General features: G+C 64.8%; 29 protein-coding genes. 22 read left to right on the plus strand and 7 right to left on the minus strand.

Going from position 1 to position 22,910, the window contains the following annotated elements:
• The first annotated feature begins 11 nt into the window (after positions 1-11).
• From ACVJ19_RS25920 to ACVJ19_RS25940, 5 genes are all read left to right on the plus strand, one after another.
• Positions 12-1,901, plus strand: coding sequence for an ABC transporter permease (locus ACVJ19_RS25920; RefSeq protein ID WP_453951932.1), 1,890 nt, complete (start codon positions 12-14; stop codon positions 1,899-1,901).
• A complete protein-coding gene (locus ACVJ19_RS25925; protein ID WP_453951933.1) occupies positions 1,898-2,689 on the plus strand; it encodes an ABC transporter ATP-binding protein in 792 nt (263 codons plus the stop codon). The genes ACVJ19_RS25920 and ACVJ19_RS25925 overlap by 4 nt, the downstream gene beginning before the upstream one ends.
• On the plus strand, positions 2,686-3,390 hold the full coding sequence (locus tag ACVJ19_RS25930; RefSeq protein ID WP_453951934.1) for an ABC transporter ATP-binding protein: 705 nt from the start codon (positions 2,686-2,688) through the stop codon (positions 3,388-3,390). The genes ACVJ19_RS25925 and ACVJ19_RS25930 overlap by 4 nt, the downstream gene beginning before the upstream one ends.
• Before the next feature lie 25 nt (positions 3,391-3,415).
• The gene (locus ACVJ19_RS25935; RefSeq protein WP_453951935.1) at positions 3,416-3,871 is read left to right on the plus strand and encodes a MarR family winged helix-turn-helix transcriptional regulator; all 456 of its coding nucleotides are present in this window, start codon (positions 3,416-3,418) and stop codon (positions 3,869-3,871) included.
• A gap of 164 nt (positions 3,872-4,035) precedes the next feature.
• Complete coding sequence (locus ACVJ19_RS25940) at positions 4,036-4,425, plus strand: hypothetical protein (protein ID WP_453951937.1); 390 nt, start codon at positions 4,036-4,038, stop codon at positions 4,423-4,425.
• A gap of 4 nt (positions 4,426-4,429) precedes the next feature.
• Here the strand turns inward: ACVJ19_RS25940 and ACVJ19_RS25945 are convergent, their stop codons facing one another.
• Both ACVJ19_RS25945 and ACVJ19_RS25950 read right to left on the minus strand, forming a co-directional pair.
• A complete protein-coding gene (locus ACVJ19_RS25945) occupies positions 4,430-5,125 on the minus strand; it encodes a hypothetical protein (RefSeq protein ID WP_453951938.1) in 696 nt (231 codons plus the stop codon).
• Positions 5,126-5,250: 125 nt separating this feature from the next.
• On the minus strand, positions 5,251-6,447 hold the full coding sequence (locus tag ACVJ19_RS25950) for an amidohydrolase family protein (protein WP_453951939.1): 1,197 nt from the start codon (positions 6,445-6,447) through the stop codon (positions 5,251-5,253).
• A gap of 157 nt (positions 6,448-6,604) precedes the next feature.
• On the opposite strand from ACVJ19_RS25950, the gene ACVJ19_RS25955 reads away from it, so the two are divergent.
• The 7 genes from ACVJ19_RS25955 (at position 6,605) to ACVJ19_RS25985 (ending at position 10,350) form a co-directional block, all read left to right on the plus strand.
• The gene (locus tag ACVJ19_RS25955) at positions 6,605-7,378 is read left to right on the plus strand and encodes a ferredoxin--NADP reductase (RefSeq protein WP_453951940.1); all 774 of its coding nucleotides are present in this window, start codon (positions 6,605-6,607) and stop codon (positions 7,376-7,378) included.
• Between the two features lie 190 nt (positions 7,379-7,568).
• Positions 7,569-7,895: a hypothetical protein gene (locus ACVJ19_RS25960; protein ID WP_453951941.1), complete on the plus strand. Its 327-nt coding sequence runs from the start codon at positions 7,569-7,571 to the stop codon at positions 7,893-7,895.
• Positions 7,896-7,987: 92 nt separating this feature from the next.
• Positions 7,988-9,259: a cytochrome P450 family protein gene (locus ACVJ19_RS25965; protein WP_453951942.1), complete on the plus strand. Its 1,272-nt coding sequence runs from the start codon at positions 7,988-7,990 to the stop codon at positions 9,257-9,259.
• Positions 9,260-9,401: 142 nt separating this feature from the next.
• Positions 9,402-9,587 (plus strand): hypothetical protein, encoded by a 186-nt coding sequence (locus ACVJ19_RS25970; RefSeq protein WP_453951944.1) that lies wholly within the window; start codon positions 9,402-9,404, stop codon positions 9,585-9,587.
• A gap of 15 nt (positions 9,588-9,602) precedes the next feature.
• Complete coding sequence (locus ACVJ19_RS25975) at positions 9,603-9,803, plus strand: hypothetical protein (RefSeq protein WP_453951945.1); 201 nt, start codon at positions 9,603-9,605, stop codon at positions 9,801-9,803.
• A gap of 16 nt (positions 9,804-9,819) precedes the next feature.
• Positions 9,820-10,056 carry a hypothetical protein gene (locus ACVJ19_RS25980; protein ID WP_453951946.1) on the plus strand — a complete coding sequence of 79 codons (237 nt, stop codon included), beginning with the start codon at positions 9,820-9,822 and terminating at the stop codon, positions 10,054-10,056.
• A 51-nt stretch (positions 10,057-10,107) separates the two neighbouring features.
• Complete coding sequence (locus ACVJ19_RS25985) at positions 10,108-10,350, plus strand: hypothetical protein (protein ID WP_453951947.1); 243 nt, start codon at positions 10,108-10,110, stop codon at positions 10,348-10,350.
• A 36-nt stretch (positions 10,351-10,386) separates the two neighbouring features.
• Here ACVJ19_RS25985 and ACVJ19_RS25990 read toward each other — a convergent pair whose 3' ends face one another.
• A complete protein-coding gene (locus ACVJ19_RS25990; RefSeq protein WP_456739455.1) occupies positions 10,387-11,631 on the minus strand; it encodes a DUF763 domain-containing protein in 1,245 nt (414 codons plus the stop codon).
• Between the two features lie 125 nt (positions 11,632-11,756).
• Between ACVJ19_RS25990 and ACVJ19_RS25995 the strand changes: the two genes are divergently transcribed.
• On the plus strand, positions 11,757-12,893 hold the full coding sequence (locus ACVJ19_RS25995; RefSeq protein ID WP_453951949.1) for a mechanosensitive ion channel family protein: 1,137 nt from the start codon (positions 11,757-11,759) through the stop codon (positions 12,891-12,893).
• A gap of 49 nt (positions 12,894-12,942) precedes the next feature.
• Here ACVJ19_RS25995 and ACVJ19_RS26000 read toward each other — a convergent pair whose 3' ends face one another.
• Positions 12,943-13,452, minus strand: coding sequence for a MarR family winged helix-turn-helix transcriptional regulator (locus ACVJ19_RS26000; RefSeq protein ID WP_453951951.1), 510 nt, complete (start codon positions 13,450-13,452; stop codon positions 12,943-12,945).
• A 178-nt stretch (positions 13,453-13,630) separates the two neighbouring features.
• On the opposite strand from ACVJ19_RS26000, the gene ACVJ19_RS26005 reads away from it, so the two are divergent.
• Both ACVJ19_RS26005 and ACVJ19_RS26010 read left to right on the plus strand, forming a co-directional pair.
• Entirely contained in the window at positions 13,631-13,858 is a 228-nt protein-coding gene (locus tag ACVJ19_RS26005) for a hypothetical protein (protein ID WP_453951952.1), read from the plus strand.
• A gap of 176 nt (positions 13,859-14,034) precedes the next feature.
• Positions 14,035-14,334 (plus strand): DUF2218 domain-containing protein, encoded by a 300-nt coding sequence (locus tag ACVJ19_RS26010; RefSeq protein WP_453951954.1) that lies wholly within the window; start codon positions 14,035-14,037, stop codon positions 14,332-14,334.
• A 3-nt stretch (positions 14,335-14,337) separates the two neighbouring features.
• Here ACVJ19_RS26010 and ACVJ19_RS26015 read toward each other — a convergent pair whose 3' ends face one another.
• Entirely contained in the window at positions 14,338-15,138 is an 801-nt protein-coding gene (locus ACVJ19_RS26015; RefSeq protein WP_453951955.1) for an ABC transporter substrate-binding protein, read from the minus strand.
• 10 nt (positions 15,139-15,148) lie between these two features.
• Entirely contained in the window at positions 15,149-16,126 is a 978-nt protein-coding gene (locus ACVJ19_RS26020) for a tripartite tricarboxylate transporter substrate binding protein (RefSeq protein WP_453951956.1), read from the minus strand.
• 114 nt (positions 16,127-16,240) lie between these two features.
• Here ACVJ19_RS26020 and ACVJ19_RS26025 point away from each other — a divergent pair, with 114 nt between their 5' ends.
• The 7 genes from ACVJ19_RS26025 to ACVJ19_RS26055 all read left to right on the plus strand — a co-directional run bounded on the left by ACVJ19_RS26025 (position 16,241) and on the right by ACVJ19_RS26055 (position 22,503).
• Complete coding sequence (locus tag ACVJ19_RS26025; RefSeq protein ID WP_212339008.1) at positions 16,241-16,951, plus strand: TetR/AcrR family transcriptional regulator; 711 nt, start codon at positions 16,241-16,243, stop codon at positions 16,949-16,951.
• Between the two features lie 30 nt (positions 16,952-16,981).
• Positions 16,982-17,866, plus strand: coding sequence for an amidohydrolase family protein (locus ACVJ19_RS26030; RefSeq protein WP_453951957.1), 885 nt, complete (start codon positions 16,982-16,984; stop codon positions 17,864-17,866).
• Complete coding sequence (gene dctA / locus ACVJ19_RS26035) at positions 17,863-19,164, plus strand: C4-dicarboxylate transporter DctA (protein WP_453951958.1); 1,302 nt, start codon at positions 17,863-17,865, stop codon at positions 19,162-19,164. The genes ACVJ19_RS26030 and dctA overlap by 4 nt, the downstream gene beginning before the upstream one ends.
• Before the next feature lie 68 nt (positions 19,165-19,232).
• The gene (locus ACVJ19_RS26040; RefSeq protein WP_211403268.1) at positions 19,233-19,946 is read left to right on the plus strand and encodes a PIG-L deacetylase family protein; all 714 of its coding nucleotides are present in this window, start codon (positions 19,233-19,235) and stop codon (positions 19,944-19,946) included.
• On the plus strand, positions 19,943-20,626 hold the full coding sequence (locus ACVJ19_RS26045; RefSeq protein WP_018645598.1) for a 4-carboxy-4-hydroxy-2-oxoadipate aldolase/oxaloacetate decarboxylase: 684 nt from the start codon (positions 19,943-19,945) through the stop codon (positions 20,624-20,626). The genes ACVJ19_RS26040 and ACVJ19_RS26045 overlap by 4 nt, the downstream gene beginning before the upstream one ends.
• 84 nt (positions 20,627-20,710) lie before the next feature.
• Entirely contained in the window at positions 20,711-21,580 is an 870-nt protein-coding gene (locus ACVJ19_RS26050; protein WP_453951959.1) for a hypothetical protein, read from the plus strand.
• Positions 21,580-22,503, plus strand: coding sequence for a DUF1932 domain-containing protein (locus ACVJ19_RS26055; protein WP_453951960.1), 924 nt, complete (start codon positions 21,580-21,582; stop codon positions 22,501-22,503). Before ACVJ19_RS26050 ends, ACVJ19_RS26055 begins: the two co-directional genes overlap by 1 nt.
• An 18-nt stretch (positions 22,504-22,521) precedes the next feature.
• Here ACVJ19_RS26055 and ACVJ19_RS26060 read toward each other — a convergent pair whose 3' ends face one another.
• Positions 22,522-22,824, minus strand: coding sequence for a hypothetical protein (locus ACVJ19_RS26060; protein ID WP_453951961.1), 303 nt, complete (start codon positions 22,822-22,824; stop codon positions 22,522-22,524).
• Positions 22,825-22,910 lie beyond the last annotated feature (86 nt).

The following is a 22,910-nucleotide window of genomic DNA, read 5'->3' on the forward strand; positions in this document are numbered from 1 at the left end:
CCGGACCGCCGATGGCCTTTTATGTCGTACAGTTTCTGACCGGTCTCGCCAGCGCAGCGTCGCTGTTCCTGGTGGCGTCGGGCCTGTCGATCATCTTCGGCGTGACCCGGATCGTGAATTTCGCGCACGGCGCCTTCTACATGATCGGCGCCTATATCGCCTTCACGCTGACCGAGCGCCTCTCCGGCGCGTTCGGTTTCTGGGGCAGCATCGTGCTGGCCGCGCTTGCCGTGGCGCTGATCGGCGTGCTGGTCGAGATGGTGCTGCTCCGGCGCATCTATCATGCGCCTGAACTGTTCCAGCTGCTTGCGACCTTCGGCCTGACCCTGATGGTCGAAGACCTCGTCGTGTTGATCTGGGGGCCCGACGATCTCGTCGGCCGCCGCGCGCCGGGCTTCAAGGGCGCCATCGATTTCTTCGGCCAGAACATCCCGAGCTACGATCTGTTCCTGATCGTGCTTGGCCCGGTCGTGCTCGGCATTCTCTGGCTGCTGTTCCAGCGCACGCGCTGGGGCGTGCTGGTGCGCGCGGCGACGCAGGACCGCGACATGGTCGCAGCGCTCGGCGTCAATCAAAAGTGGCTGTTCACATCGGTGTTCGCCGTTGGCGTCTTTCTCGCCGCGCTCGGCGGCGCGCTCCAGATCCCACGTGATGCCGTGCATCATGCCATGGATCTGCGCATTATCGTCGAGGTCTTCGTCGTCGTCGTGATCGGCGGCCTCGGCAGCATCGTCGGCGCCTTCGTCGCGGCGGTGCTGGTTTCCGAGCTCAACGCCTTCGGCATCCTGATCTTTCCGAAGATTTCCATCATCCTGGTCTTCCTGGTGATGGCGGTGGTGCTGATCGTGCGGCCTTGGGGCCTGTTCGGCAAGCCGGAGGCGGCCGCGCGCAAGACGCCGGGTCTCACCGTCAATCCCTGGCGGCCGCTGACGTCGAACGAGCGGCTGGCCTCGCTGGCGGCGCTGGTCATCGCGGCGACGCTGCCGCTGTTCGCCGGAAACTACGCACTGACCGTCGGCTCGGAGATCGCGATCTTCGTGATCTTCGCCGTCAGCCTGCACTTCCTGATGTCGGTGGGCGGCCTCGCCTCGTTCGGCCACGCCGCCTATTTCGGGCTCGGCGCCTACGGCATTGCCTTCCTCGCCAAGATGGCGGGGCTGCCGATGATCGTCTGTCTCTTGCTCGGACCGCTGCTCGGCTGCATGGGCGCCGCCGTGTTCGGCTTCTTCGCGGTGCAGCTCTCCGGCGTCTACTTTGCGATGCTGACGCTGGCCTTTGCGCAGATCGTCTGGTCGATCGCGTTCCAGTGGGTGAGCGTCACCGGCGGCGATAACGGCATTCTGGGTGTCTGGCCGGAAAAATGGGCGGCGAGCCCGTCGCATTTCTACTGGCTGGCGCTCGGCGTCGCCGCGCTCGTGACCATCGCGCTGCGGGTGATGGTGTTCTCGCCGTTCGGCTACGCGCTCCGCGCCACGCGCGACTCGGTGCTGCGCAGCGAGGCGATCGGCATCGACGCCAAGCGCATCCAGTGGACCGCCTTCGTGATCGCTGGCACCACGGCCGGCATCGGCGGCGCGCTGTTCGCCTATCTCAAGGGCAGTGTCTTCCCTGACAATCTCGGCATCTCGCTCTCGGTCGATGCGCTGGTCATGGTGTTGCTGGGCGGCGTCGAAACGGTGTCCGGCGCGGTGATCGGCGCCATCGTCTACAAGGCGCTGAACATCTGGCTGGTCAGCCAGACCGATCTGTCGAAGCTCGTGCTCGGCGGCTTCATCGTGCTGATCGTCGTCGTCTTCCCCAAGGGCATCGTCGGCATGCTGGAGATGCTGGCGCAGCGCCGCCGGAAGTCGTCGCCGCCGGGATCTCCCTTGCTTGCCAAGCCGATCGAGTCCGCCGAATGAGCGTCGCACCCCCACTTCTCGCGGTCGAAGGCCTGACCAAATCCTATGGCGGCATCCACGCCGTGCGCGGCGTCTCGTTCTCGCTGCGCGCCGGCGAAATCCTGGCGCTGATCGGTCCGAACGGCGCGGGCAAGAGCACCTGCTTCGACATGCTCAACGGCCAGAACAAGCCTGATAGCGGCCATGTCCGCCTGCTCGGCGAAGAGACAACGGGCAAGAAGCCGCGCGAGATCTGGCGCATGGGCGTCGGCCGCACCTTCCAGATCACCGCCACCTTCGCCACCATGACGGTGCGGGAGAACGTGCAGGTTGCGCTGATCTCGCACGGGAAGCAGCTCTATAATCTCTGGGGTTCGGCGCCGAGCTTCGACCGCGGCGAGGCGGGACGCTTGCTCGAACTGGTCGGCATGGGCGGCTATGCGGATCGGCCCTGCGGCGAGCTCGCCTATGGCGACCTCAAGCGGCTCGAGCTCGCGGTCGCGCTGGCCAACCAGCCGAAGCTGCTGCTGATGGACGAGCCGACCGCCGGCATGGCACCGCGCGAGCGCGTCGACCTGATGCGGCTCACGGCTCAGATCGCGCGGGAAAAGTCGATCGGCGTGCTCTTTACCGAGCACGACATGGACGTCGTGTTTGAGCATGCCGACCGCATCATCGTGCTCAACCGCGGCACGCTGATCGCCGAGGGCTCGCCAGCGGAAGTACGCAGCAATCCCCAAGTGCAGGCGGTCTATCTCGGCGAGGGTCTGCTTTACGATGCCGAGCATCGCGAGGGAGCCTCGACATGAAGCTGACGGTCGAGGGCCTCAACAGCCATTATGGCCCGGCACACATCCTGTTCGACATCGGCTTCGAGGTTGGCGAGGGCAAGGTCGTCGCGCTGCTCGGGCGCAACGGCGCCGGCAAGTCGACGACGTTCCGCTCGATCGTCGGTCTCGTCGCGCAGCGTTCCGGCCGCATCATGTTCGAGGGCAAGGACGTCTCGGCGAAGCCGACCCACGAGATCGTGCGCGATGGCCTGGGCTACGTCCCGGAGGAGCGGCGCATCTTCACTGACCTCACGGTGGAGGAAAATCTCGAGGTCGGCCGCCAGCCGAAGCGACCGAACGCGCCGCACTGGACGCGCGAAAAGCTGTTCGCGCTGTTTCCAAACCTTGGCGAGATGAAGAACCGCCCGGGCGGACGCATGAGCGGCGGCGAGCAGCAGATGCTGACCATCGCGCGCACGTTGATGGGCAACCCGTCGCTGGTGCTGCTGGACGAGCCGTCGGAAGGCCTGTCGCCGAAGATCGTGGAGCAGATGGTCGATGCCATCCTGACCATGAAGAAGGAGGGCGTCAGCATCGTCGTCTCCGAGCAGAATCTGCATTTCGCGCGGTTGATCTCCGACCGCGCCTACATCATCGAGCGCGGCCGGATCTGCTTCGGCGGCACCATGGCCGAGCTCGACGCGCGTCCGGACATCCGCGACGCGCATCTGTCGTTGTGAGGGCAAAGGGAAGGGCAGCGGACGGATGGCGAGAAGCGTCGCGGCGAAGAAGAACGTCAAACCTGCAAAGCCGCCTTACGTGCTCGACGAGCAGGTCGGCTTCATCCTGCGCCAGGTCTGGCAGCGTCACAGCTCGATCTTCTCGCGCGACATCGGCACCAACCTGACGCCGACGCAATGGGCGGCGCTGTCGAAACTCGCCGAGACCGGTCCTTGCTCGCAGAACCAGCTCGGCCGGCTGACGGCGATGGACGTCGCCACCATCAAGGGCGTGATCGACCGCCTGACGGCGCGCGGCCTGACCGAGACCAGCCAGGATCCCGAGGACGGCCGCCGCCTGCTGGTCAGCCTGACGCGCGCCGGCCAGCAGCTCGCGGAGAAGCTCGCGCCGAACGCACTCGCGATCACGCGGGAAACGCTAGCCCCGCTCGACGTCAAGGAGCGCGAGACGCTGATGGCGCTGTTGAACAAGCTGCGGTGATTTCGGTCTCGTAGGGTGGGCAAAGCGAAGCGTGCCCACCATTCTTCCTTAAGCGTAAGGATGGTGGGCACGGCGCTTCGCGCCTTTGCCGACCCTACGGCAGTTGAACAAGGTGTGGGTACTGGCGACTAACCTCGATGAAGGGTTTATCGAGGTATTTCGTCATGAGAGCCGCGACGCGATTAGCGACGGTTTTGAGCCTCGGCGCGGCGCTGGTGAGCATTTGCACTCCAGCCTTCGCCGCCCAGCCCTATGAAGGCTTCTGGGCTTCGACCAAAAAGGACTGTCGCGACGACGACAGCGCCAGCCGCATGAGCATCGAAGGCGGCAACCGCCTCTATTGGTACGAGACGCGCTGCCGCGCCAGCGAGATCACGGCGGACGGCAAGCAAGGCTGGAAGATGCGGCTCGCCTGTGAGGGCGAGGGCGAGAAGTTTCGCTCCAATCCGCGCGTCTCCATCGCGGCGGATGGCAGGCTGGTGATGGACAACGGCCCGGTCGGGCGCGCGAAGCGCCAAACCTATGTGCGTTGCGAGGGGCTGAAGCCGCGCTGATCGCTTACGTCTTTCCCGGCCATTTGGCGCGGTAGCGGATTTCGCTGCCGTCAGCGAGCCGCCGCCACGTCCCGAATTCCGGTGTATGCGGCGCCCGGGCCGTCAGATCGATCGGATAGACCCGGCTCGGTTGGCCCTGGATGTTGATCGCGAGCTGCCGGTGCGAGGTGCGAAACGCCAGCTCGACCTCGCCTGCGATGACGGGCTGGTCGCCGTCGCGATAGAAGGCGGCGGGCGTCACTTCGCCCGGCATGGTGTTGAGGTCGGTCTGCAGCTCGATGGTGATGCCCTGCGCTGTCGCCGGCACTTTTACTCCGGCCGGAAAACGGACCTCGAACACGAGCAGGGGATTGTTGCCGTTCCGGTTGAGCCAGGGCGTCGCGGTCGCATAGGCGTAGGCGATGTAGATGCCGATACCGGCGACGCAGAGCAGGACGACGACGCCGAGCGACTTCAGGCTGTTGCGCGCGACGCTGCCACTGCCTGCATCCTTATCCTTGCCCGAGCGCGTCACCAGCCAGCTGGCAAGCACCGCGCCGGCGATCGCGCCGATGGGAGAGTAGAAGAACAGTCCCAACAGGCCCGATGTGATCGGGTCCGCGCGGTTGCCGAAATCGAGGATGGAGAACAGCACAAAGACCGCGATATAGCCCGCTACCGCGCCAGCAATGCCGACGCCTATTCGCGATGAGTTCTTCATGTTGCCCTCGATGGTCCAGCAAGGAACTGCCGCCGCCGAGGGCTGCCTGCGTTAGACGCAGCAGGCAGCAGACTTGTTCAACGCCTTCGAGGGGCGATGCGGAGCGGCGGGCCGCTCCGGCTGCGTCACTTCGCCACCACCTCGGGCACCCGGCCGGCCGGCGGGGTGTTGCGGCTACGCTGGGTGCGCACGATGCCGTCGATGATGGTCATGCCGATGCCGGGGAGGTCGCCGAGCTGGACGCTCTCCAGGATATTCTTGCCAGGCGAGTGCTGGGCCTTGTCCATGATGACGAAATCCGCAGCGCGGCCGACCTCGATCAGGCCGCAATCGAGCTGCCGCATCCGCGCGGTGTTGCCGGTGGCGAGGCAGAACGCGATCTCGGCCGGCAGTTCGCCGAGCGAGGACAGCATCGAGACCATGCGCAGGATGCCGAGCGGCTGTACGCCGGAGCCGGCCGGCCCGTCGGTGCCGAGGATGACACGGTGCAGGTCGCCCATCTCGCGCGCGATGCGCAGCGTGTAGAGCGCCGAGCGCTCGTTGCCGTTGTGAACGATCTCGAGCCCGCGCTTGCAGCCCTCGCAGATGCAGCGGATCTGGTCGTCGGGCAGGGCGGTGTGCCCGCCATTGATGTGGCCGACCACGTCGGTGTCGGCCTCCAGCACGACGTCCTTGTCGATCAGGCCGGAGCCGGGGATCGAGGGGCCGCCCGTATGGATCGTGCTCTGGATGCCGTATTTGCGCGCCCAGCCGACCATTTTTCGCGCGGTGGGACCGTCTTTCACACCACCGAGGCCGACCTCGCCGAGCAGCTTGACGCCGGCGGCGGCCATCTCCTTGAAGTCTTCCTCGACCATCTCGCATTCGATCACGGGCGCGCCGGCGTGAACCTTCACGCCGCCCGGACGCAAGGTCCAGAACGCGCGCTGGGCGAAGATCGCCATCGCCTTCAGCCCCACGACGTCGCGAGGGCGGCCGGGCATGTGCACTTCGCCGGCCGAGATCATGGTGGTGATGCCGCCATGGAGGGAGCTGTCGATCCAGTTGATCTGGTTCTGCCGCGGCGTCCAGTCGCCCGCCACAGGGTGGACGTGACTGTCGATCAGGCCGGGGGTCACCGTCGTGCCGTTGGCGTCGACGATGGTGGTCGCGCCTTCCGTGTCGAGGTCCTTGAAGCGGCCGATCGCGGTGATCTTGCCGTTCTCGGCGACGATGGTGTCGCCGTCCAGGATCGGCTTTTCCAGGGCGCCGGACAGGATCAGGCCGATGTTCCGGATCACCAGCTTCGAGGGTCCGGTGGCCTGGGGTGCGTCATGCGCCATGGAAGGGGCTCCTTATTCGTAACTGCAACGCTTCCGATCTTGGGCAGCCTTGACCGCGGGATCAAGCCGGATTATTCATTAGTATACGAATGATAGTGTACAAACGACGCATAGCTGACCGCCTCGGAACCGCAAGCAAGCGACACGGAAGGGTGAGATGAGCAATTTCAATCAGGAAAGCGTTTTGAGCGTCCACCACTGGACCGATACGCTGTTCTCCTTCAAGACCACCCGCAGCCCGACCTTCCGCTTCCGCAATGGCGAGTTCACCATGATCGGGCTCAAGGTCGGCGAGAAGCCGATGCTGCGGGCCTACAGCGTCGCCAGCGCCAATTACGAGGACACGCTGGAGTTCTTCTCGATCAAGGTGCCGGACGGTCCGCTGACCTCGCGCCTCCAGCATTTGAAGGAAGGCGACGAGATCATCGTCAGCCGCAAGGCCACCGGCACGCTGGTGATCGACAATCTGGAGGAGGGGCGCAACCTCTACCTCATCGGCACCGGCACGGGCCTTGCGCCGTTCCTGAGCGTGATCAAGGATCCCGAGACCTACGAGCGGTTCGAGAAAGTGGTGCTGCTGCACGGTTGCCGGCACGTCAAGGAGCTCGCCTATGGCGAGATGATCACCGAGCACCTGCCGAAGGACGAGCTGATCGGCGAGTACATCCGCAACCAGCTGATCTACTACCCGACCGTGACCCGCGATCCCTTTCGCAACCGCGGCCGCATCACCGACCTCATTACGTCAGGAAAGCTGTTCACCGATATCGGCCTGCCGGTGCTGGAAGCCGCCCATGACCGCGTCATGATCTGCGGCAGCCCGGCGCTGGTGGCGGATACCCGCGTGCTGCTTGGCGAGCGCGGCTTCGTCGAGGGCAATCACGGTGAGCCGGCCCAGTTCGTGGTCGAAAAGGCCTTTGCCGAGCGCTAAAGCGTTTTCGAGCGAAGTGGATGCCGGTTCGCGTAAAGAAAACGCGTCAAAATAAGAATCTGGAGCCCCGTTCCGGGGCTCTAGGCACAGAATTTCTGCGCGAGAAGATCGTATTTTCGCCACCGCCGGGGCGTTGCGGCGCCGATTCGGCGCACGATACTATGTGGGACCGAATCAGCGGAGTTCCCACATGGTTGCGGACAGCGACAGCAACATCGCCTGGCACCGGGTTCAGTTGAAGAAGAATCGCGCCGAGTTGAAGGCGCTCGAGACCGCGCGCTTCACGATGGGCGAGATCGCCTCGTCGAAGCGAAACGGCCAGACGCAGAAGACGATCGCGGAACTCAAGCGCAAGATCGCGCAGTCCGAGCGCGCCATCGCCGATCACGACAAGCGCACGCGACGTCCGCTTGGCACCGACCTGCAAAGCCTCAGCAATGGCAGCTGGAGCCATTGGGACTCCTATACCAACCAGCAGCAACGCAAGACCGGCCAGCGTTCGCCCGGACGCGGATAGGCTCTCTTGTCCTTCCTCCGGTTCCGGCTCTTGCGCGCCGCCGCGCGCACACCATCTGGTTGAGGCGCACCACCAACCATTCCGGTGATCCCATGACGCCGCGCCTCGATTTCACCAGCGAGGCCTTCTTCCGCGATCCGCCCAAGGCGATCGCGGCATTGCGCGCATCCGGTCCGGTGGTCGCGACGCGTTTTCCGCTGGTGGGCGAGGTCTGGATCACCACCACGCACGACGTCACCGCTCAGGTGCTGAAGGACAGCACCACATTCTCGCTGCGCAAGGAAGATGGCGACCTCGCCGGCCTGCGCTGGTGGATGCCGAAATACGTCAAGACCATCGCCAACAACATGCTGACGATGGACGAGCCGGATCACACGCGGCTGCGCAGTATCGTCGATGAAGCGTTTCGCCGCCGTGCGATCGTGGCGATGGAGCCGCGCATTCGCGCCATTGCGGACGAACTTGCCGGCGAGCTGTTTGCCGGCGGCAGTCCCGCCGATCTCGTCCAGCGTTATGCCCGCCTGCTGCCGCTGTCGGTGATCTGCGAACTACTGGGCCTGCCGACCGCCGATCGCCCGAGGTTCATTGCCTGGGCGAATTCAATGTCGTCGCTGACAAACGCGCTCAGCTTCTTTCGGTTGCTGCTGGCGTTCCGCAAGATGCGCGCCTACCTCGAGCGGCAGTTGCAGATCGCGCGCGTGCAGGGCGGCGACGGCCTGATCGCCGAGCTGGTCCAGGTCGAGCGCGAGGGCGGCCAGATCACGCCGGACGAGATGGTCTCGATGGTGTTCCTGCTGCTGGCTGCGGGCTCTGAGACCACCACGCATCTCATCAGCGGTTCGGTCTATGAACTTCTTAAGGATCCGGCCTTGCGCGACTGGCTGGAGCAAGACCGCAGCCGCATCGCTCTCGCCGTCGAGGAGTTTTTGCGGTTCGTCTCGCCGGTACAGTTCTCCAAGCCGCGCTATGTGCGGCGGGACATCATGCTCGAGGGCGTGCGGTTGAAGAAGGGCGACCGCGTCATGGTCATGCTGGCCGCGGCGAACATGGATCCGGCGGTGCACGACCAGCCGGAGCGGCTTGACCCCGTGCGCAAGCCGAACCGCCACATCTCGTTCGGGACGGGAATTCATTTCTGCCTCGGCCATCAGCTCGCGCGGATCGAGGCGGCGTGCGCGCTGGAGGCGCTATTCACGCGGTGGCCGAAACTCGGTCTCGCCGTCGATCCCGCGCAGGTCCGCTGGCGCAGGCGGCCAGGCCTCCGTGCGATCGCGAAGCTTCCTGTTACGGCAGAGGCCGGGGGAACAGATGTCGCGGCGTCTGCGCGAATGATGGTTGATCGTTCCCTTGCACAGGCAGACTGACGTTTCCTGCGCTTCGGAAAATCGTCGCAGCTGTGTTCAGTCAGGAACGGTGTTCGGCGGTCGCTGTTGTCACCAGGACTTCGGCGCGCGACGAACAGGTTCCGTGCCGCAAGGATTCCACATCTCTTGAGGAGTCTGGATCATGAGCACCAGAATGCCACCTGTTCCGCCCGACAATCAGAGTCCGAAGGGAACTGGCGACAGCAAACAAACGTCAGCCAAGCAGACGCCGCGCGGACAACAGCGCACGGAAAATCCGGACCAGCAGGGAAACCAAGGCAACATCAAGCAGAACACGACCAATCAGGGTTATCAGCAGGACCGTTGAGGAGGACGACGCTTCATGTCGACATCCACCAAGACACCGAACAGCATCCGTCAGGGCGGACCCGGCGCATCGCACGAGAACGCAAAAGCGCCGCTGGAGATCAAGAAGCCGCCCGCCGACGATCCGCAGCGAAGCCACAGCCGCGTCTCGGGTGGCGGAGGCGAGCACGACTCCCATCACAGGCACGATGAGGCCGGCAAGGGCGGCGGGAGGTAAAGACCGGAGACCCAACATGCAAGGCAAAAAGACCCATGAGCAGCAGGTACGCATTCTCGAGCGCAAGCCTGATCTCCCCGACGCACGAGAGCTGGATCAGGCGTTGGTGACCAAACCCGGGGACTCGCGACAGAGCCAATTTCCGGTGAGCCGGGGTGGTCTCAATCAGGAGAGCGACCACAACAAGCACAACAGTCCCGGCCAGAGCGGCCACAAGCGGCCGAAGCCGATGCCGGGGCAACAGAAGCACTGAGCCTTCGCAAGATCACTGCAAGAGGCAAGATCACTGCAAGAGGAGAGAGCGATGCCAGGTGGGCATGGCAGCAAGACGCATTTCAGGTCCGGCATGCATGGCAAGGGCGACGGCACCGGCGGATTGACCGACGTACCCAAGGACATGATCGGCGACAACATGGTGCTATCGAACCGCGACAAGAAGCAGCATTCGGACATTCGCGGCATGGACGGCAAGTCCATCCAGACCGAACAGTACCAGGATCATGCGGCGAACCGGCTCGATGAGGAGCCGGGGACCGACGAGACCTGAGAAAGGGTCCTCCCGACCAACCATGCGGACCGGTGTTCAGCCGGTCCGCTTTTTTGTCGGCGCAAGCTCGCGCTCCCAGCCGAACACGGAGCGACCGTCGAGATCGGGCGAGGCAGCACGTTCACCCGCGATGAACGACTCCACGGACGGTCCACGCGCGGTGCGCTCCAGCCGCCGCGCCTGGTCGTCGAGGCGCCTGATCGCCTGCATCTCTTCTTCACGCCCGAGCTTTGCGTTCTGGATCGCACCCTTCAGCACGCGGATGGTCTCGTCATAGACCTTGATCGGGACGGGATAGGGATGCCGGTCCTTGCCGCCATGGGCGAGCGAGAAACGCGCGGGATCCGTGAAGCGATAGGGCGCGCCGTGCACGACTTCGGCCACCATCGCCAGCGAGCGCACCGTGCGCGCGCCGACGCCGGGCGTCAGCAGCAGCTCCGGGAAATCGACCGGGCCGCGCTCGGCCGCCGCGGCCAGCGTGCCGTGCAGGCGGCGCGCGAACACGTCCTTGGGCCTGACATCGTGATGATCAGGCATGATCAGATGCGGCAGCATGGCTTGCGCCGGCTCGGTCCCGGTGAGCCGCTCGAATTCGGAGACGATGCGATCGGGGCCGAGATCGGAGAGCAATTCGAGCTGCGCGCTGCGCGAGACGTCGGCGCGGTGATCGGTGAGATTGACGATCTCGCCCTGCTGCGGACCATCGATCGCGCTATGGGGCGCATCGACAAAGCTCTTCAGCGCCTCGGAATGCCAGTGATAGCGGCGGGCCTGGCGCTTGTCGCCGTTCATACCCTGCTGCACCACCGTCCACTTGCCGTCGGCGGTGACGAAGAAGCCGTGCAGATAGAGATCGAAACCGTCCTGCACCGCGGCGCTGTCGACCTTGGCCACCAGACGGCTGGCGCGCGTGAGCTTGACGCCGTCGAAGCCGACGCGCTCTCCGAGCTGCAGCAGCTCGTCCGGTGTCTTGCGCGAATGCTGGCCGCGGCCGCCGCAGACATAGATGCCGAGCTCGTCCTGGAGCGGGCCGAGCCCGCGCTTCAGCGCGCCGATCACCGAGGTGGTGATCCCCGAGGAGTGCCAGTCCATCCCCATCACCGCGCCGAACGACTGGAACCAGAATGGATGCGACAGACGCTGAAGGAATGCATCGCGTCCATAATGATGTACGACCGCCTGCGTGACGATCGCGCCGAGCGTTGCCATGCGGCTCGCGAGCCACGGCGGAACCCGTCCGGTGTGGAGAGGAAGATCGGCGCTGCCGGTTCGTCTGGTCATGCGAACCACAAACTAGCGCAGGTCGGCGACGGTTGCACCAGCGGAATGCTGCGTTGCACGGGGCGGGGGAGCGAAGCCGGGCGGGAGGCGTTGAGCGCTGACGCGCATGCAAGACGGGGACAGCAATGAATTGGCAGGCCCTCATGGCCGACATCGACAAGATGTTCGGGTGGATACCATCATGGTTCATCGGTCTCGGCCTGGTCGCCGGAGCGATGCTGCTTGCCCTGTCGCTTTATCGGTTTGCCGTTTGGCTGCTGAATCGCGCCTTCGGGACCCGGCTTCCGCTTCTGAGCGTGTTCATCGAGCGCACGTCCGGTCCGGCCCAGCTGGCGCTGTGTCTTGCCGCCGTCGCGCTGGTTCTGCCGCTCGCGCCGCTCGACGACACCATCCGCACGCCGCTCACGCGCCTGTTCGTCGTCGCCTTCATCGCGCTGATTGGCTGGATCTCGATCCGGGTCGTCGACATGAGCGCGGCGCGCTATTTGCAGAATTTTCGCGACGTCACCGAGAATTTCGTCGCGCGCAAGCACGTCACGCAGGTGCGCGTGTTCAAGCGCGTCACCGATACCATCATTGTCATCATCACGGTCTCGGCAGCGCTGATGACGTTCGATTCGGTGAGGCAATACGGCGTCAGCCTGTTCGCCTCCGCGGGCGCTGCCGGTATCATCGTCGGTCTTGCCGCCCGTCCGCTGCTCAGCAACCTCATCGCGGGCCTGCAGATCGCGATCACCCAGCCGATCCGGATCGAGGATGCCGTGATCATCGAGAACGAGTGGGGCTGGGTCGAGGACATCGCCTCGACCTATGTGGTGATCCGGCTCTGGGACTGGCGCCGCATGGTGGTGCCGCTGTCGTACTTCATCGAGAGGCCGTTCCAGAACTGGACCCGCGATACCGCCTCCCTGATCGGCGTCATCGCGCTCCATGTCGATTATCGCGCCGACGTGCCGCACATCCGGCGCTGGCTGGAGGAGGCGGTGAAGCAGTCGAAACTATGGGACGGCGAGGTGGTCAATCTCCAGGTCATCGACGCGGATTCGCGCACCATCGAGCTTCGCGCGCTGGTCAGCGCCAGGAATGCGCCGCAATCCTGGGACCTGCGCTGCGAGATCAGGGAGAAGCTCGTCGCCTTCATTCGCGACGAGATGCCGGAAGCGCTGCCGCGCGAGCGCGCGATCCTGATCCCGTCGGCCGATGACGATGCCGACTTCCTGCGGCTGCCGCCGGAGAAGATGCGAGCGAGCGCGCGCAACTGAAGCGCGGGCTTGGCCCTATGCGGCTAGCGCAGCACACCGCAGCCGAATTCTAATCGTTCGCAGGTTCGAGCGTCGTCAGCAGCTTGTGCAGCAACCGCGTTGCGCGCTCGATGTCGGCGTCCGAGAGGCCGCCACGCACCATTGTGTCGCCATGCTCGAGAACGTCGGCCATGACGCGCTCGGCAAGCGCGCGGCCCTTGGCCGTCAGCCGGACCGGCTTGCTGCGCTTGTCGGCCGTGCCTTCCGCCCGCGTGATGAAGCCGCGCTCCTGCAGGGAATTAAGCACCTTGGTCAGTCCGCCCGACGAGATCAGGATGGCCGGGTAGAGCTCGGTTGGGATCATCTCGTAGGGCGGAGCGACGCCGCGGAGCGTGATCAGCACCTCGAATTCCATGAATGACAGGTCGTGCGCGGCGATCTGCTGCGCCACGCTGTCCTGCATCAGGCTGTTCAGGCGGTAGATGCGCACCATGAATTCGCCGACGGCGGTGACGGATTCCGGCCAATGCTTCTTCCTGATGGCGAGAAGCTTGTCCGCGGGATAGCGCGGTTCGGTCACGGTGGGCTCCTGACGTAAAGTTCATTTCCAGATGTCTTGCTAGGAAGATAGTTGCGATGTACCTTTCTAGAAAGATAAATGGCCGGCAGCCGCCGGCCAGCGAGACGATGAAACGGACCCGACGCGCGCGACAAGTCGGCGCGCGAACGGGAAGGCTTTTGCCAAACGGAGACGATCGATGTTGAAGCGATATCTGACACTGACCTTGACCGCAGCGGCGATCTTCGCGGCGCCCGCCGCCTTCGCAGCGGGTGGCCAGACCAGAACGAACCTCGCCACGGCCAAGAGCACGACGAAACAAGCGACCGCGCGGCAGGCTTTCGGTGCCGTGCCGGCCAATGCTGCGACGAATTCGGCCGATGGCGTTGCGGTTGCCCGTCCGCCGGCCCAGCCGGGCGCGTGGTAAGATCGGACGGGACGAAGGCTGGCGCGTAAGCGCTCCAGTCGTTGCGTAACCTCTGAACGGGCGGCGGCATGGTCTCACGGGATCGTTAGCAGCGATTAGCTTGCTGGAAAGATACAAGGCGCTTACGCGATCCGGCAAGACGAACCTCGGACCACCTGCCTGAAGGGCATTGGAACATGAATCATTCCGTGGCAGAGATCACCACCGAGCGGGCCAGCATCTACCTCCAGCAGCTCTGCAAGCATTTTGCCCACAAGCTCGCAGTCGAGTTCACGCCAGAGCACGGCACGATCCCGTTTTCGGTTGGTACGTGCCGGCTGGAAGCCGTGGGCGACAGGCTCACGATGAAGGCTGAGGCCGAAAACGCGGACCTCCTCGTGCAGGTCGAAGGCGTCGTCGAGCGGCATCTTCTTCGTTTCGCCTTCCGCGATCCGCCGGAGATCGTCTGGCGGTCCGCGGAGCAGGCGGCGAATTAAGGCCTATTCGCGCGTCGCCTTGGTCGCGCCGCGCAGGCCCGCCTGCTGCTGGATCGTGTCCAGTGCACCGGAGGACCGCTCCTCGGTCACGAAGCGGTTGAGCAGGGGAAGCGCGTCCTCGCGCCCTCGGGGAATCGCGATCGCCATGTGCTCCAGTCCCCAATTGCCGTCGAGGATGCGCGCGCCCGGCATCTGGTCGGACATCTCGAACAGGGTCGGCTTGTTGGTGGCGTAGAGGTCGATTTCGCTGCGACCGAACATGGCGATGGCGACCTTGACGCTTTCGGCGGGAACGATGGTCGCATTCTTGAACTTCGCCGGCAGGGTGCGCTCGGAGGTCGAGCCCTTGGTGACGCCGATCTTCACGCCCGGTTTGTCGATATCCTCGATCTTGCCGATCGGCGAGTTCGCGGGAACGAGATAGCCGAGCTCGATCGAGAGTACCGGCTGGCTGAAGCTGACCTCGCTCGCGCGCGCCGGCGTGGCGTTGGTCACGGTGAAATCGACCTGGCCGTCGTGGATGGCGCTGACGATGTCAGCGACGCGCTGAAACCTGACATAGTCGACACCGATGCCGAGCCGTTTTGCCAGCTCGCCGCCTAGATCGTAGGCGAGGCCGTGCGGCTTGCCGGCCGCATCATTCACCATCGAGGTCGGACTGCCCGGATAGATGCCGACCCGCAAGGTGCCGTTCGGTGCCAGCAGCTTTGCTTCGCCATCGGCGCGCACAGGCGCGCCGATCAAGCTGATGATTGCGGCCGCGAGCAGGGCGGTGCGCGCAAGGCGTCCAGAAGAGGTGCTCATGGGAAGAGCCCTACTGCGCGCGGATGTTGGCGGCCTTCAGCACCGGCTCCCATTTGGTCGCCTCGGCATGCATGTAGGCGTCAAAGTCCTTGGCGGAGGAGCCGACGGGGGATGCGCCGATCTTGGCGAGTGTCGACAGTACGCTGGGGTCTTGCAGCGCGGCCTTGAGGTCGGTCTCGAGCTTCGCGACGATCTCCGGCGGCATCTTGGCCGGACCAAGCACGCCCCACCAGACCGAGACGTCGTAGCCGGACACGCCGGCCTCGGCGACGGTCGGAACATCCGGCAGCGCCTTGGAGCGTTCGGCCGAGGTCACCGCGAGCGCGCGCACCGGGCCGCCTTCGAGCTGGCCGATGGCTTCCGCGAGCGGATTGATGCTGAGCGGGATCTCGCCGGCGATCACGGCCGTCAGCGCCGGCGCGCCGCCCTTGTAGGGGATCGCGACGATCTTGGTGCCGGACATGTATTTGAGCAGCTCGCCGGCAAGATGCGCCGACGTGCCATTGCCGGACATGCCGTAGGAGAGCTTGTCCGGCTCCTTCTTGGCGGCGGCGAGGAGATCGCCGAGCGTCTTGTGGGGGCTGTCCTTGGCCACGACGATCGCGAGCGGGGAGGAGGCGACCTCGGTGATCGCGGTGAAATCCCTGAACGTGTCGTAGGGCACGCTCGGATAGATGAACTGGTTGAGCGGATGGCCGCTGGCGACCAGGATCAGCGTGTAGCCGTCAGGCGCGGCCTGCGCCAGCGTCTGCGAGGCGACGATGCCGCCGGCGCCGGGACGGTTGTCGATCACCGGCTGTTGGCCCCAGATCTTGGCCAGTGCCTGGCCGAGCGTACGCGCGAGCACGTCGACCGCGCCGCCGGCCGCATAGGGCACCAGGATGTGGGCCGGCTTGCTCGGATAGTTGTCAGCCTGCGCGGTGCTCGCTGCCAGCAGCAGGCCTGCGCCGACGGCGAGCCGGCCGATCGTTGTGTTCAAACCCAGCATTCCCAGCACTCCTTGCGGGCATTCCGTCCCTGACGGCGGTCTCTCGGCCGTTCCGGACGTCGCCCATGGTTCTTGTTGACGAGACCTGATCTTTTGTACGATAGTACAAATCACATGGTACGCAAGCCCACCAGCAAGGAATCGGCCCGCAAGCCGAACATGCGCGAGGCGATCCTCGCCGCGGCCGAGGAGCTGTTCGCCACCAACGGCTTCAATGCCGTCTCGGTGCGCGACATCGCGCAGGCCGCCGGGGCCAATCCCGGCAGCGTCACCTATCATTTCAAGACCAAGGACGGTCTGCTGCTGGAAATCTACCGGCGCCATTGCGGGCCGATGAATTTGCGCCGCTCCGAGCTGCTCGCCGCCGCAAAACGCGTGCGCGATCTGCAGGACCGGCTGGAGGCGATCGTGCGCGCCTATGTGGTGCCGGCCTTCACCTCGGGCAGCGATCTCGCCGGCGGCGGGGCGCGCTTCACCCGGCTGCGTGCGGTGATGTCGGCGGAAGGCAACGAGGTTGCGCGAAAGATCATCGCGCAGACCTTCGATGACACCAGCCACGCCTTCATCGACGCGATCCACGAGAGTCTGCCGCACATTCCGCGCACCGATATCGTCTGGCGGAGCCATTTCCTGCTCGGCGCACTCTATTATTCGCTGGTGACGCCGGATCGCGTCTCGCGCCTGTCGCGCGGCGAGGCCGACGGCAGCGATGCCGCGGGCGCCATCGAACAGCTGGTGCAGGCCACCGTCGCCGCGTTCCAGGCGCCGGCGCTCGACCAGGCCGCGCCTGCGCGGCGGCGACCGGTCGTCAGCAGCAAGACTTGAAAGAAACCGTCTCGCTCGGCGGTTCAAGTGATGGCCATGATGTACACGCCGACCATTCCGCCGCCCGATCCGAACACGCGCTCGCCGAAGTTCAAGCTGCCAAAGCTGTCCTGCGACGCGCATTGTCACATCTTCGGGCCCGGCTCGAAATATCCTTACGCGCCGGACCGTTCCTACACGCCGCCGGACGCGCCGCTGGAGGACTTTCGCGCACTGCATGCCAAGCTCGGGGTGGAGCGCGCGGTCATCGTCAATGCCAGTGTGCACGGCACCGACAACACGGTGGCGCTCGATGCGATCTCTGAGAGCAATGGCGCCTATCGCGCGGTCGCCAATATCGACGACAGCATCACCGAGCGTGAGCTCCGTGTGCTGCACGAGGGCGGCTTCCGCGGCTGCCGCTTCAATTTCGTCCGCCATCTCGGCGGCGTGCCCGACAAGCGCGTGTTCGACCGCATCGTCGCGATGGTCACGCCGCTCGGCTGGCACATCGATCTGCATTTCGATGCGATCGACCTGCCTGAATATGCCGACGTGCTGACCAGGCTGCCACTGAGCTACACCATCGACCACATGGGGCGGGTGAAGTCGGCGGACGGGCTCGATCAGCTCCCGTTCAAGATCCTGATCGAGCTGATGCAGCGCGACGAGAAGTGCTGGGTGAAGATCTGCGGGTCCGAGCGGGTGTCCTCGGCCGGTCCACCATTCACGGATGCGGTGCCGTTCGCGCGAAAGATCGTCGAGACCGCGCCCGACCGCGTCATTTGGGGCACCGACTGGCCGCATCCCAACGTCAAGGTGATGCCCAATGACGGCGACCTCGTCGATCTGATCCCGCTGTTCGCCCCCGAGCCGGAGTTTCAGCAGAAGATCCTCGTCGACAATCCCGCGCGCCTGTTCGAGTTCGACCGATGACGGCGATCGCGATCGACAAGCCGCGCGGCCGCGCCTGGTGGAAGGAGCTCTGGATCCAGGTGCTCATCGCCATGGCGGCCGGCATCGCGCTTGGGATCGCAAGCCCCGAGGCGGGCGCCAAGATGCAGCCGCTCGGCGACGCCTTCATCAAGGCGATCCGGATGCTGATCGCGCCGATCATTTTCTGCACCGTCGTGCACGGCATCGCCCACATGGCCGACATGGCGCGTGTCGGGCGCGTCGCGGTGAAGGCGATCGTCTATTTCGAGATCATGACCACGATCGCGCTGATCATCGGGCTCATTGCCGTGAACCTGATGCGGCCCGGCGTCGGCATGAACATCGATCCCGCCAGCATCAATGCCAGCGCGATCGAGCCTTACGTCAAGCAGACCGGGGCGATCGGCTTCGTGCCGTTCCTGATGAACATCGTACCGGCGACGTTCGTCGGCGCTTTTGCCGAAGGCAATATCCTCCAGGTGCTGTTCATCTCCGTGCTGTGCGGCTTTGCATTGGTGCAGCTCGGCGAGCGGGCCGCGCCGCTGGTCCATCTGATCGACATCGCCGCCAAGATGGTGTTTTCCGTCGTCGGCTTCGTGATGTGGGCGGCGCCGGTCGGGGCATTCGGTGCCATTGCGTTCACGGTCGGCAAATTTGGAGTCGGTTCGCTCGCTTCGCTCGGCAAGCTGCTCGGCGGCTTCTATCTTACTTGCCTGCTCTTCATTGTCATTGCGCTCGGTCCCGTCGCGCGGCTGTGCGGCTTCTCGCTGCTCAAGCTGATCCGCTACATCTGGGAGGAGCTGCTGATCTGCATCGCCACGACCTCGTCGGAGACGGTGCTGCCGCGGATGCTGACCAAGCTGGAGAAGGCCGGCTGCGAGAAGAGCGTGGTCGGGCTGGTGATCCCGACCGGCTATTCCTTCAACCTCGACGGTACCTGCCTGTATCTCGCCGCCGCCTCGGTGTTCCTGGCGCAAGCGACCAACACGCCGTTCGGCCTCGCCGAGCAGATCGAGCTCTTGCTGATCCTGCTCGTGACCTCCAAGGGCGCGGCGGGAATCGCAGGCGCGGCCTTCGTCGTGCTGGCGGCAACGCTGTCGGCGACCGGCACCATTCCGGTGACCAGCGTGGCGCTGGTGCTCGGCATCCACCGGCTGATGTCGCAGGGGCTGACGCCGACCAACCTGATCGGGAACGCGGTCGCGACCATCGCGATTGCCAAATGGGAAGGCGCACTCGATGGCGAGCGCTTGCGCCGCGTGCTCGATGGCGAGGAACCGGTGGCCGCTGCTGCCTGAACGAACTTGCTGCCGGCATGACGCAGGCGGCCTATGATGCTTACGAATGAGAGAGGGGAGTTTGTCCCATGAAAACAGGTCTCGTCGTCACCGCCCATCCCGGCGATTTCGTCTGGCGCGCCGGCGGCGCCATCGCGCTGCATGCGAAGAAGGGCTATCGCATGAAGATCGTCTGCATGTCCTTCGGCGAGCGCGGCGAGAGCCAGTTCGCGTGGAAGGAAAAGGGCGCGACGCTGGAATCGGTCAAGGCCGGCCGCAAGGACGAGGCGGAGCGGGCGGCCAAGCTGTTAGGCGCCGAGATCGAGTTCTTCGACTGCGGCGACTATCCGCTGAAACTGACCGAGGCGCATTTCGACCGCATGGTCGACATCTACCGCGAGCTCAATCCGAGCTTCGTGCTGACGCACGCGCTCGAAGACCCCTATAATTTCGACCATCCGAACGCGGCGCATTTCGCGCAGGAGACGCGCGTCGTGGCGCAGGCCATGGGGCATAAGCCCGGCGCGCAGTACAAATACTCGGCGCCGCCGGTGTTCCTGTTCGAGCCGCATCAGCCTGAGCAGTGCAATTACAAGCCCGACACGATCCTCAAGATCGACGAGGTCTGGAAGGAGAAATACGAGGCGTTCCAGATCCTCGCCGCGCAGAAGCACCTCTGGGGCTATTACGAGCGCGTCGCTCTCAACCGCGGCATCCAGGGCAGCCGCAATACCGGCGTTCCCATGACCTACGGCGAGGCCTATCAGCGCCTGTTCCCGACCGTTGCGGAGGAGCTGGCATGAAGCCCGTCGTCGTCCGCAACATCGAGCGTGCCGATCCCGCCGGCATGGCGGAGTACGGCGTCTCCACCGTGCACGAGGCCTATGGCCGCCTCGGCCTGATGAAGCCCTATCTGCGCCCGGTCTGGGCCGGTGCGTCGATCGCCGGTCCCGCGGTCACCGTGCTGGCGCAGCCCGGTGACAACTGGATGATCCATGTCGCGGTCGAGCAATGCAAAAAGGGCGACATCCTCGTCGTCGGCTGCACCACCGACAATACCGACGGCATGTTCGGAGAGCTGCTCGCCACCTCGCTGCAGGCGCGAGGCGTGCAGGGGCTGATCATCGATGCCGGCTGCCGCGACGTCAAAGCGCTGCACGAGATGAATTTCCCGGTGTGGTCGCGCGCGGTCTCGGCCAAGGGCACCGTGAAGGCTACGCTCGGCTCGGTCAACGTTCCCGTGGTCTGTGCCGGCGTGAATGTCGACCCCGGCGACATCATCGTTGCCGATGACGACGGCGTTGTCGTGGTGCCGAAACGCTATGCGGCCGAGGTGGCCGAGAAGGCGAAGAAGCGCAACGCGGATGAAGGCGGCAAGCGTAAGCGCCTGGCCTCGGGCGAGCTCGGCCTCGATATGTACAGCATGCGCGAGGCGCTGGCGAAGGCGGGCCTCGTCTATGTCGACAATCCCGAGGACGTCTGAAGCGTAATATTGTTTGAGCATGATCTATTCGGAAAACCGCTGCACACTTTTCCGGATCATGCTCGCGAGAAGCGGAGCGGGCGGATGGAACGTCTCAAGCTGAAAGCCGTGCTCGGCAGTCATCCCCATGTGCAGGCGGTGAAGAGCGGCGCGCTCCGCTCCGACCTCTTCGAGCTCGACTTCATCGAGTACACGCCGACCAACACGGCGTTCAAGCCGATGGTGCGCGAGCAGGCCTTCGACGTCTGCGAGATGGCGATCGTCACCTATCTGATGGCGAAGGCGCACGGCAAGCCGCTGGTGCTGCTGCCGGCAACCATCCTCGGGCGCTTCCAGCATTCCTACGCGCTCTATAATCCTGCGCACGGAACGCTCGGGCCGTCCGATCTCGAAGGCAAACGCGTCGGCATCCGCTCGTTCACGACCACGACGGGCGCCTGGATCAGGGGCATCCTCGCCAACGACTACGGCGTCAATCTCGACAAGATCCGCTGGATCACCTTCGAGGATCCGCACGTGGCCGAATATGTCGACACCACGGAGCGCGCGCCCAAGGACAAGAAGGTGTTGCAGATGCTGCTCGACGGTGAGCTCGATGCCGTGCTCGGCGAGACCTCTGATAATCCCAAACTGAAGCCGCTCTTCCCTGATCCGGCCGCGGAGGCGGCGAAGTGGTACGCCCGTCGCGGCGTCGTGCCGGTCAACCATCTCGTGGTCGTGACAGAGAGCCTAGCAATATCGCGCCCCGATGTGGTCGCAGGCGTCTATGATCTGCTCAAGTGGAACAAGGCGCAGGCGGGACCGGCGGCGACGCCCGACCTCGTTCCGTTCGGGATCGAAGCCAACAGAAAACCGCTTGAGCTGATCATCGACTATGCATTCCAGCAGGCGCTGATCCCGCGCCGCTATGTGGTCGAAGAATTGTTCGACGAGACGACGCGAGGATTGAACTGATGGCGGGTGATCCCAGGCGCTGGCAGATCGGACTGGTCGGCTATGGTGAGGTCGGCAGGATTCTGGCCGAGGATTTGCGCCAGCAGGACATCAAGGTCTCAGCCTATGACATCAAGCTCGGGGGCGAGCAGGGCGCGCCGCTAAGGGAGCATGCGGCGAAATTCGGCGTAACGCTCGCGGCGTCCCACGCCGAGCTGACCGCGAAATCCGACTTCATCATCTCTGCCGTCACGGCGAGCCAGGCCGTGCCGGTCGCAAAGGCCTGCGCGGCCGCGATCAACCAGGGCACCTGGTTCCTCGATTTCAACTCGGCGTCTCCCGGCGCCAAGCAGCGCGCCGCGGCGCTGATCGACGGCGCGGCGGGGCGCTATGTCGAGGGCGCGGTGATGACCTCGGTGCCGCCATATCGCATCAAGGTGCCGCTGCTGCTCGGCGGGTCCGGCGCGAGGGAGCTGGAGCCGCTGCTGAACGCGATCGGCTTTGCGGCGAAGGTTGCGAGCGACAAGTTAGGTGTGTCCTCCGCAGTGAAGATGTGCCGCAGCATCATGATCAAGGGCCTCGAGGCCATGGTCATCGAGAGTTTTACGACCGCGCGCGCCTATGGCGTCGAGGATGCCATGCTGGCGTCACTCACCGAGACATTCCCTGCCATCAACTGGGAGAAGCAGGGCGCCTATTTCTTCCAGCGCGTGATCGAGCACGGCCGCCGCCGTGCCGAGGAGGTGCGCGAGGTCGCCGAGACCGTGCGCGAGGCGGGGCTGACGCCGTGGTCCGCGCAAGGCACGGCCGAGCGCCAGGCCTGGGTGGCCGATCTCGCCGATGAAGGGCTGTTTGGACCCAAGGGGACCAAGGAGTTTGCCCGCAGTGCGGACTGGCGCACCGAAGCGGATCGGATCCTGGCGAAGATCAATCGCGCGAAATAGCGCGGATCCGGTTCAAGATTACGCCGCGCAACAGCCCGTGAGCTCGTCGCGGGCGCGGTCGATCAAGTCGATCAGGCTTTTGGCTTCCCGGGCAACTACGGTCGTACGCTCAGTGCGGAACTCGGCGAGGATCATGCGAATGCACTTGTCAGCGGTCTCGAGCGTCCACAGCGCGCGGGCCATATCCTCCTCGGTGCGGATCGCCGAGAGATCGAGGCCTGACAGGACCTCGCCGATGCCGTTCAGCCGCTTGACGGCGGTCTCGGCAGGCGTTCCGGCCCGAATGGAATGAGAGTCGATGCTGCTGAATGCGCTGAACATGTCCATGCTTCCCCGTTGAATGCAGACATCAGTGCGGTCTCACCATGACCGGCACCGCGGGACTTGCATTGCGTGCACCTATCGGG

This window comes from Bradyrhizobium sp. USDA 376 (assembly GCF_054063675.1).

What these genes read in the sequence shown, in the direction of transcription:
- ACVJ19_RS25920 (WP_453951932.1), top strand. Translation starts at nt 12, where the DNA reads ATGGCCTTTTATGTCGTACAGTTTCTGACCGGTCTCGCCAGCGCAGCG.
- ACVJ19_RS25925 (WP_453951933.1), top strand. Translation starts at nt 1,898, where the DNA reads ATGAGCGTCGCACCCCCACTTCTCGCGGTCGAAGGCCTGACCAAATCC.
- ACVJ19_RS25930 (WP_453951934.1), top strand. Translation starts at nt 2,686, where the DNA reads ATGAAGCTGACGGTCGAGGGCCTCAACAGCCATTATGGCCCGGCACAC.
- ACVJ19_RS25935 (WP_453951935.1), top strand. Translation starts at nt 3,416, where the DNA reads ATGGCGAGAAGCGTCGCGGCGAAGAAGAACGTCAAACCTGCAAAGCCG.
- ACVJ19_RS25940 (WP_453951937.1), top strand. Translation starts at nt 4,036, where the DNA reads ATGAGAGCCGCGACGCGATTAGCGACGGTTTTGAGCCTCGGCGCGGCG.
- ACVJ19_RS25945 (WP_453951938.1), bottom strand. Translation starts at nt 5,125, where the DNA reads ATGAAGAACTCATCGCGAATAGGCGTCGGCATTGCTGGCGCGGTAGCG.
- ACVJ19_RS25950 (WP_453951939.1), bottom strand. Translation starts at nt 6,447, where the DNA reads ATGGCGCATGACGCACCCCAGGCCACCGGACCCTCGAAGCTGGTGATC.
- ACVJ19_RS25955 (WP_453951940.1), top strand. Translation starts at nt 6,605, where the DNA reads ATGAGCAATTTCAATCAGGAAAGCGTTTTGAGCGTCCACCACTGGACC.
- ACVJ19_RS25960 (WP_453951941.1), top strand. Translation starts at nt 7,569, where the DNA reads ATGGTTGCGGACAGCGACAGCAACATCGCCTGGCACCGGGTTCAGTTG.
- ACVJ19_RS25965 (WP_453951942.1), top strand. Translation starts at nt 7,988, where the DNA reads ATGACGCCGCGCCTCGATTTCACCAGCGAGGCCTTCTTCCGCGATCCG.
- ACVJ19_RS25970 (WP_453951944.1), top strand. Translation starts at nt 9,402, where the DNA reads ATGAGCACCAGAATGCCACCTGTTCCGCCCGACAATCAGAGTCCGAAG.
- ACVJ19_RS25975 (WP_453951945.1), top strand. Translation starts at nt 9,603, where the DNA reads ATGTCGACATCCACCAAGACACCGAACAGCATCCGTCAGGGCGGACCC.
- ACVJ19_RS25980 (WP_453951946.1), top strand. Translation starts at nt 9,820, where the DNA reads ATGCAAGGCAAAAAGACCCATGAGCAGCAGGTACGCATTCTCGAGCGC.
- ACVJ19_RS25985 (WP_453951947.1), top strand. Translation starts at nt 10,108, where the DNA reads ATGCCAGGTGGGCATGGCAGCAAGACGCATTTCAGGTCCGGCATGCAT.
- ACVJ19_RS25990 (WP_456739455.1), bottom strand. Translation starts at nt 11,631, where the DNA reads ATGACCAGACGAACCGGCAGCGCCGATCTTCCTCTCCACACCGGACGG.
- ACVJ19_RS25995 (WP_453951949.1), top strand. Translation starts at nt 11,757, where the DNA reads ATGAATTGGCAGGCCCTCATGGCCGACATCGACAAGATGTTCGGGTGG.
- ACVJ19_RS26005 (WP_453951952.1), top strand. Translation starts at nt 13,631, where the DNA reads ATGTTGAAGCGATATCTGACACTGACCTTGACCGCAGCGGCGATCTTC.
- ACVJ19_RS26010 (WP_453951954.1), top strand. Translation starts at nt 14,035, where the DNA reads ATGAATCATTCCGTGGCAGAGATCACCACCGAGCGGGCCAGCATCTAC.
- ACVJ19_RS26015 (WP_453951955.1), bottom strand. Translation starts at nt 15,138, where the DNA reads ATGAGCACCTCTTCTGGACGCCTTGCGCGCACCGCCCTGCTCGCGGCC.
- ACVJ19_RS26020 (WP_453951956.1), bottom strand. Translation starts at nt 16,126, where the DNA reads ATGCTGGGTTTGAACACAACGATCGGCCGGCTCGCCGTCGGCGCAGGC.
- ACVJ19_RS26025 (WP_212339008.1), top strand. Translation starts at nt 16,241, where the DNA reads ATGGTACGCAAGCCCACCAGCAAGGAATCGGCCCGCAAGCCGAACATG.
- ACVJ19_RS26030 (WP_453951957.1), top strand. Translation starts at nt 16,982, where the DNA reads ATGGCCATGATGTACACGCCGACCATTCCGCCGCCCGATCCGAACACG.
- dctA (WP_453951958.1), top strand. Translation starts at nt 17,863, where the DNA reads ATGACGGCGATCGCGATCGACAAGCCGCGCGGCCGCGCCTGGTGGAAG.
- ACVJ19_RS26040 (WP_211403268.1), top strand. Translation starts at nt 19,233, where the DNA reads ATGAAAACAGGTCTCGTCGTCACCGCCCATCCCGGCGATTTCGTCTGG.
- ACVJ19_RS26045 (WP_018645598.1), top strand. Translation starts at nt 19,943, where the DNA reads ATGAAGCCCGTCGTCGTCCGCAACATCGAGCGTGCCGATCCCGCCGGC.
- ACVJ19_RS26050 (WP_453951959.1), top strand. Translation starts at nt 20,711, where the DNA reads ATGGAACGTCTCAAGCTGAAAGCCGTGCTCGGCAGTCATCCCCATGTG.
- ACVJ19_RS26055 (WP_453951960.1), top strand. Translation starts at nt 21,580, where the DNA reads ATGGCGGGTGATCCCAGGCGCTGGCAGATCGGACTGGTCGGCTATGGT.
- ACVJ19_RS26060 (WP_453951961.1), bottom strand. Translation starts at nt 22,824, where the DNA reads ATGTTCAGCGCATTCAGCAGCATCGACTCTCATTCCATTCGGGCCGGA.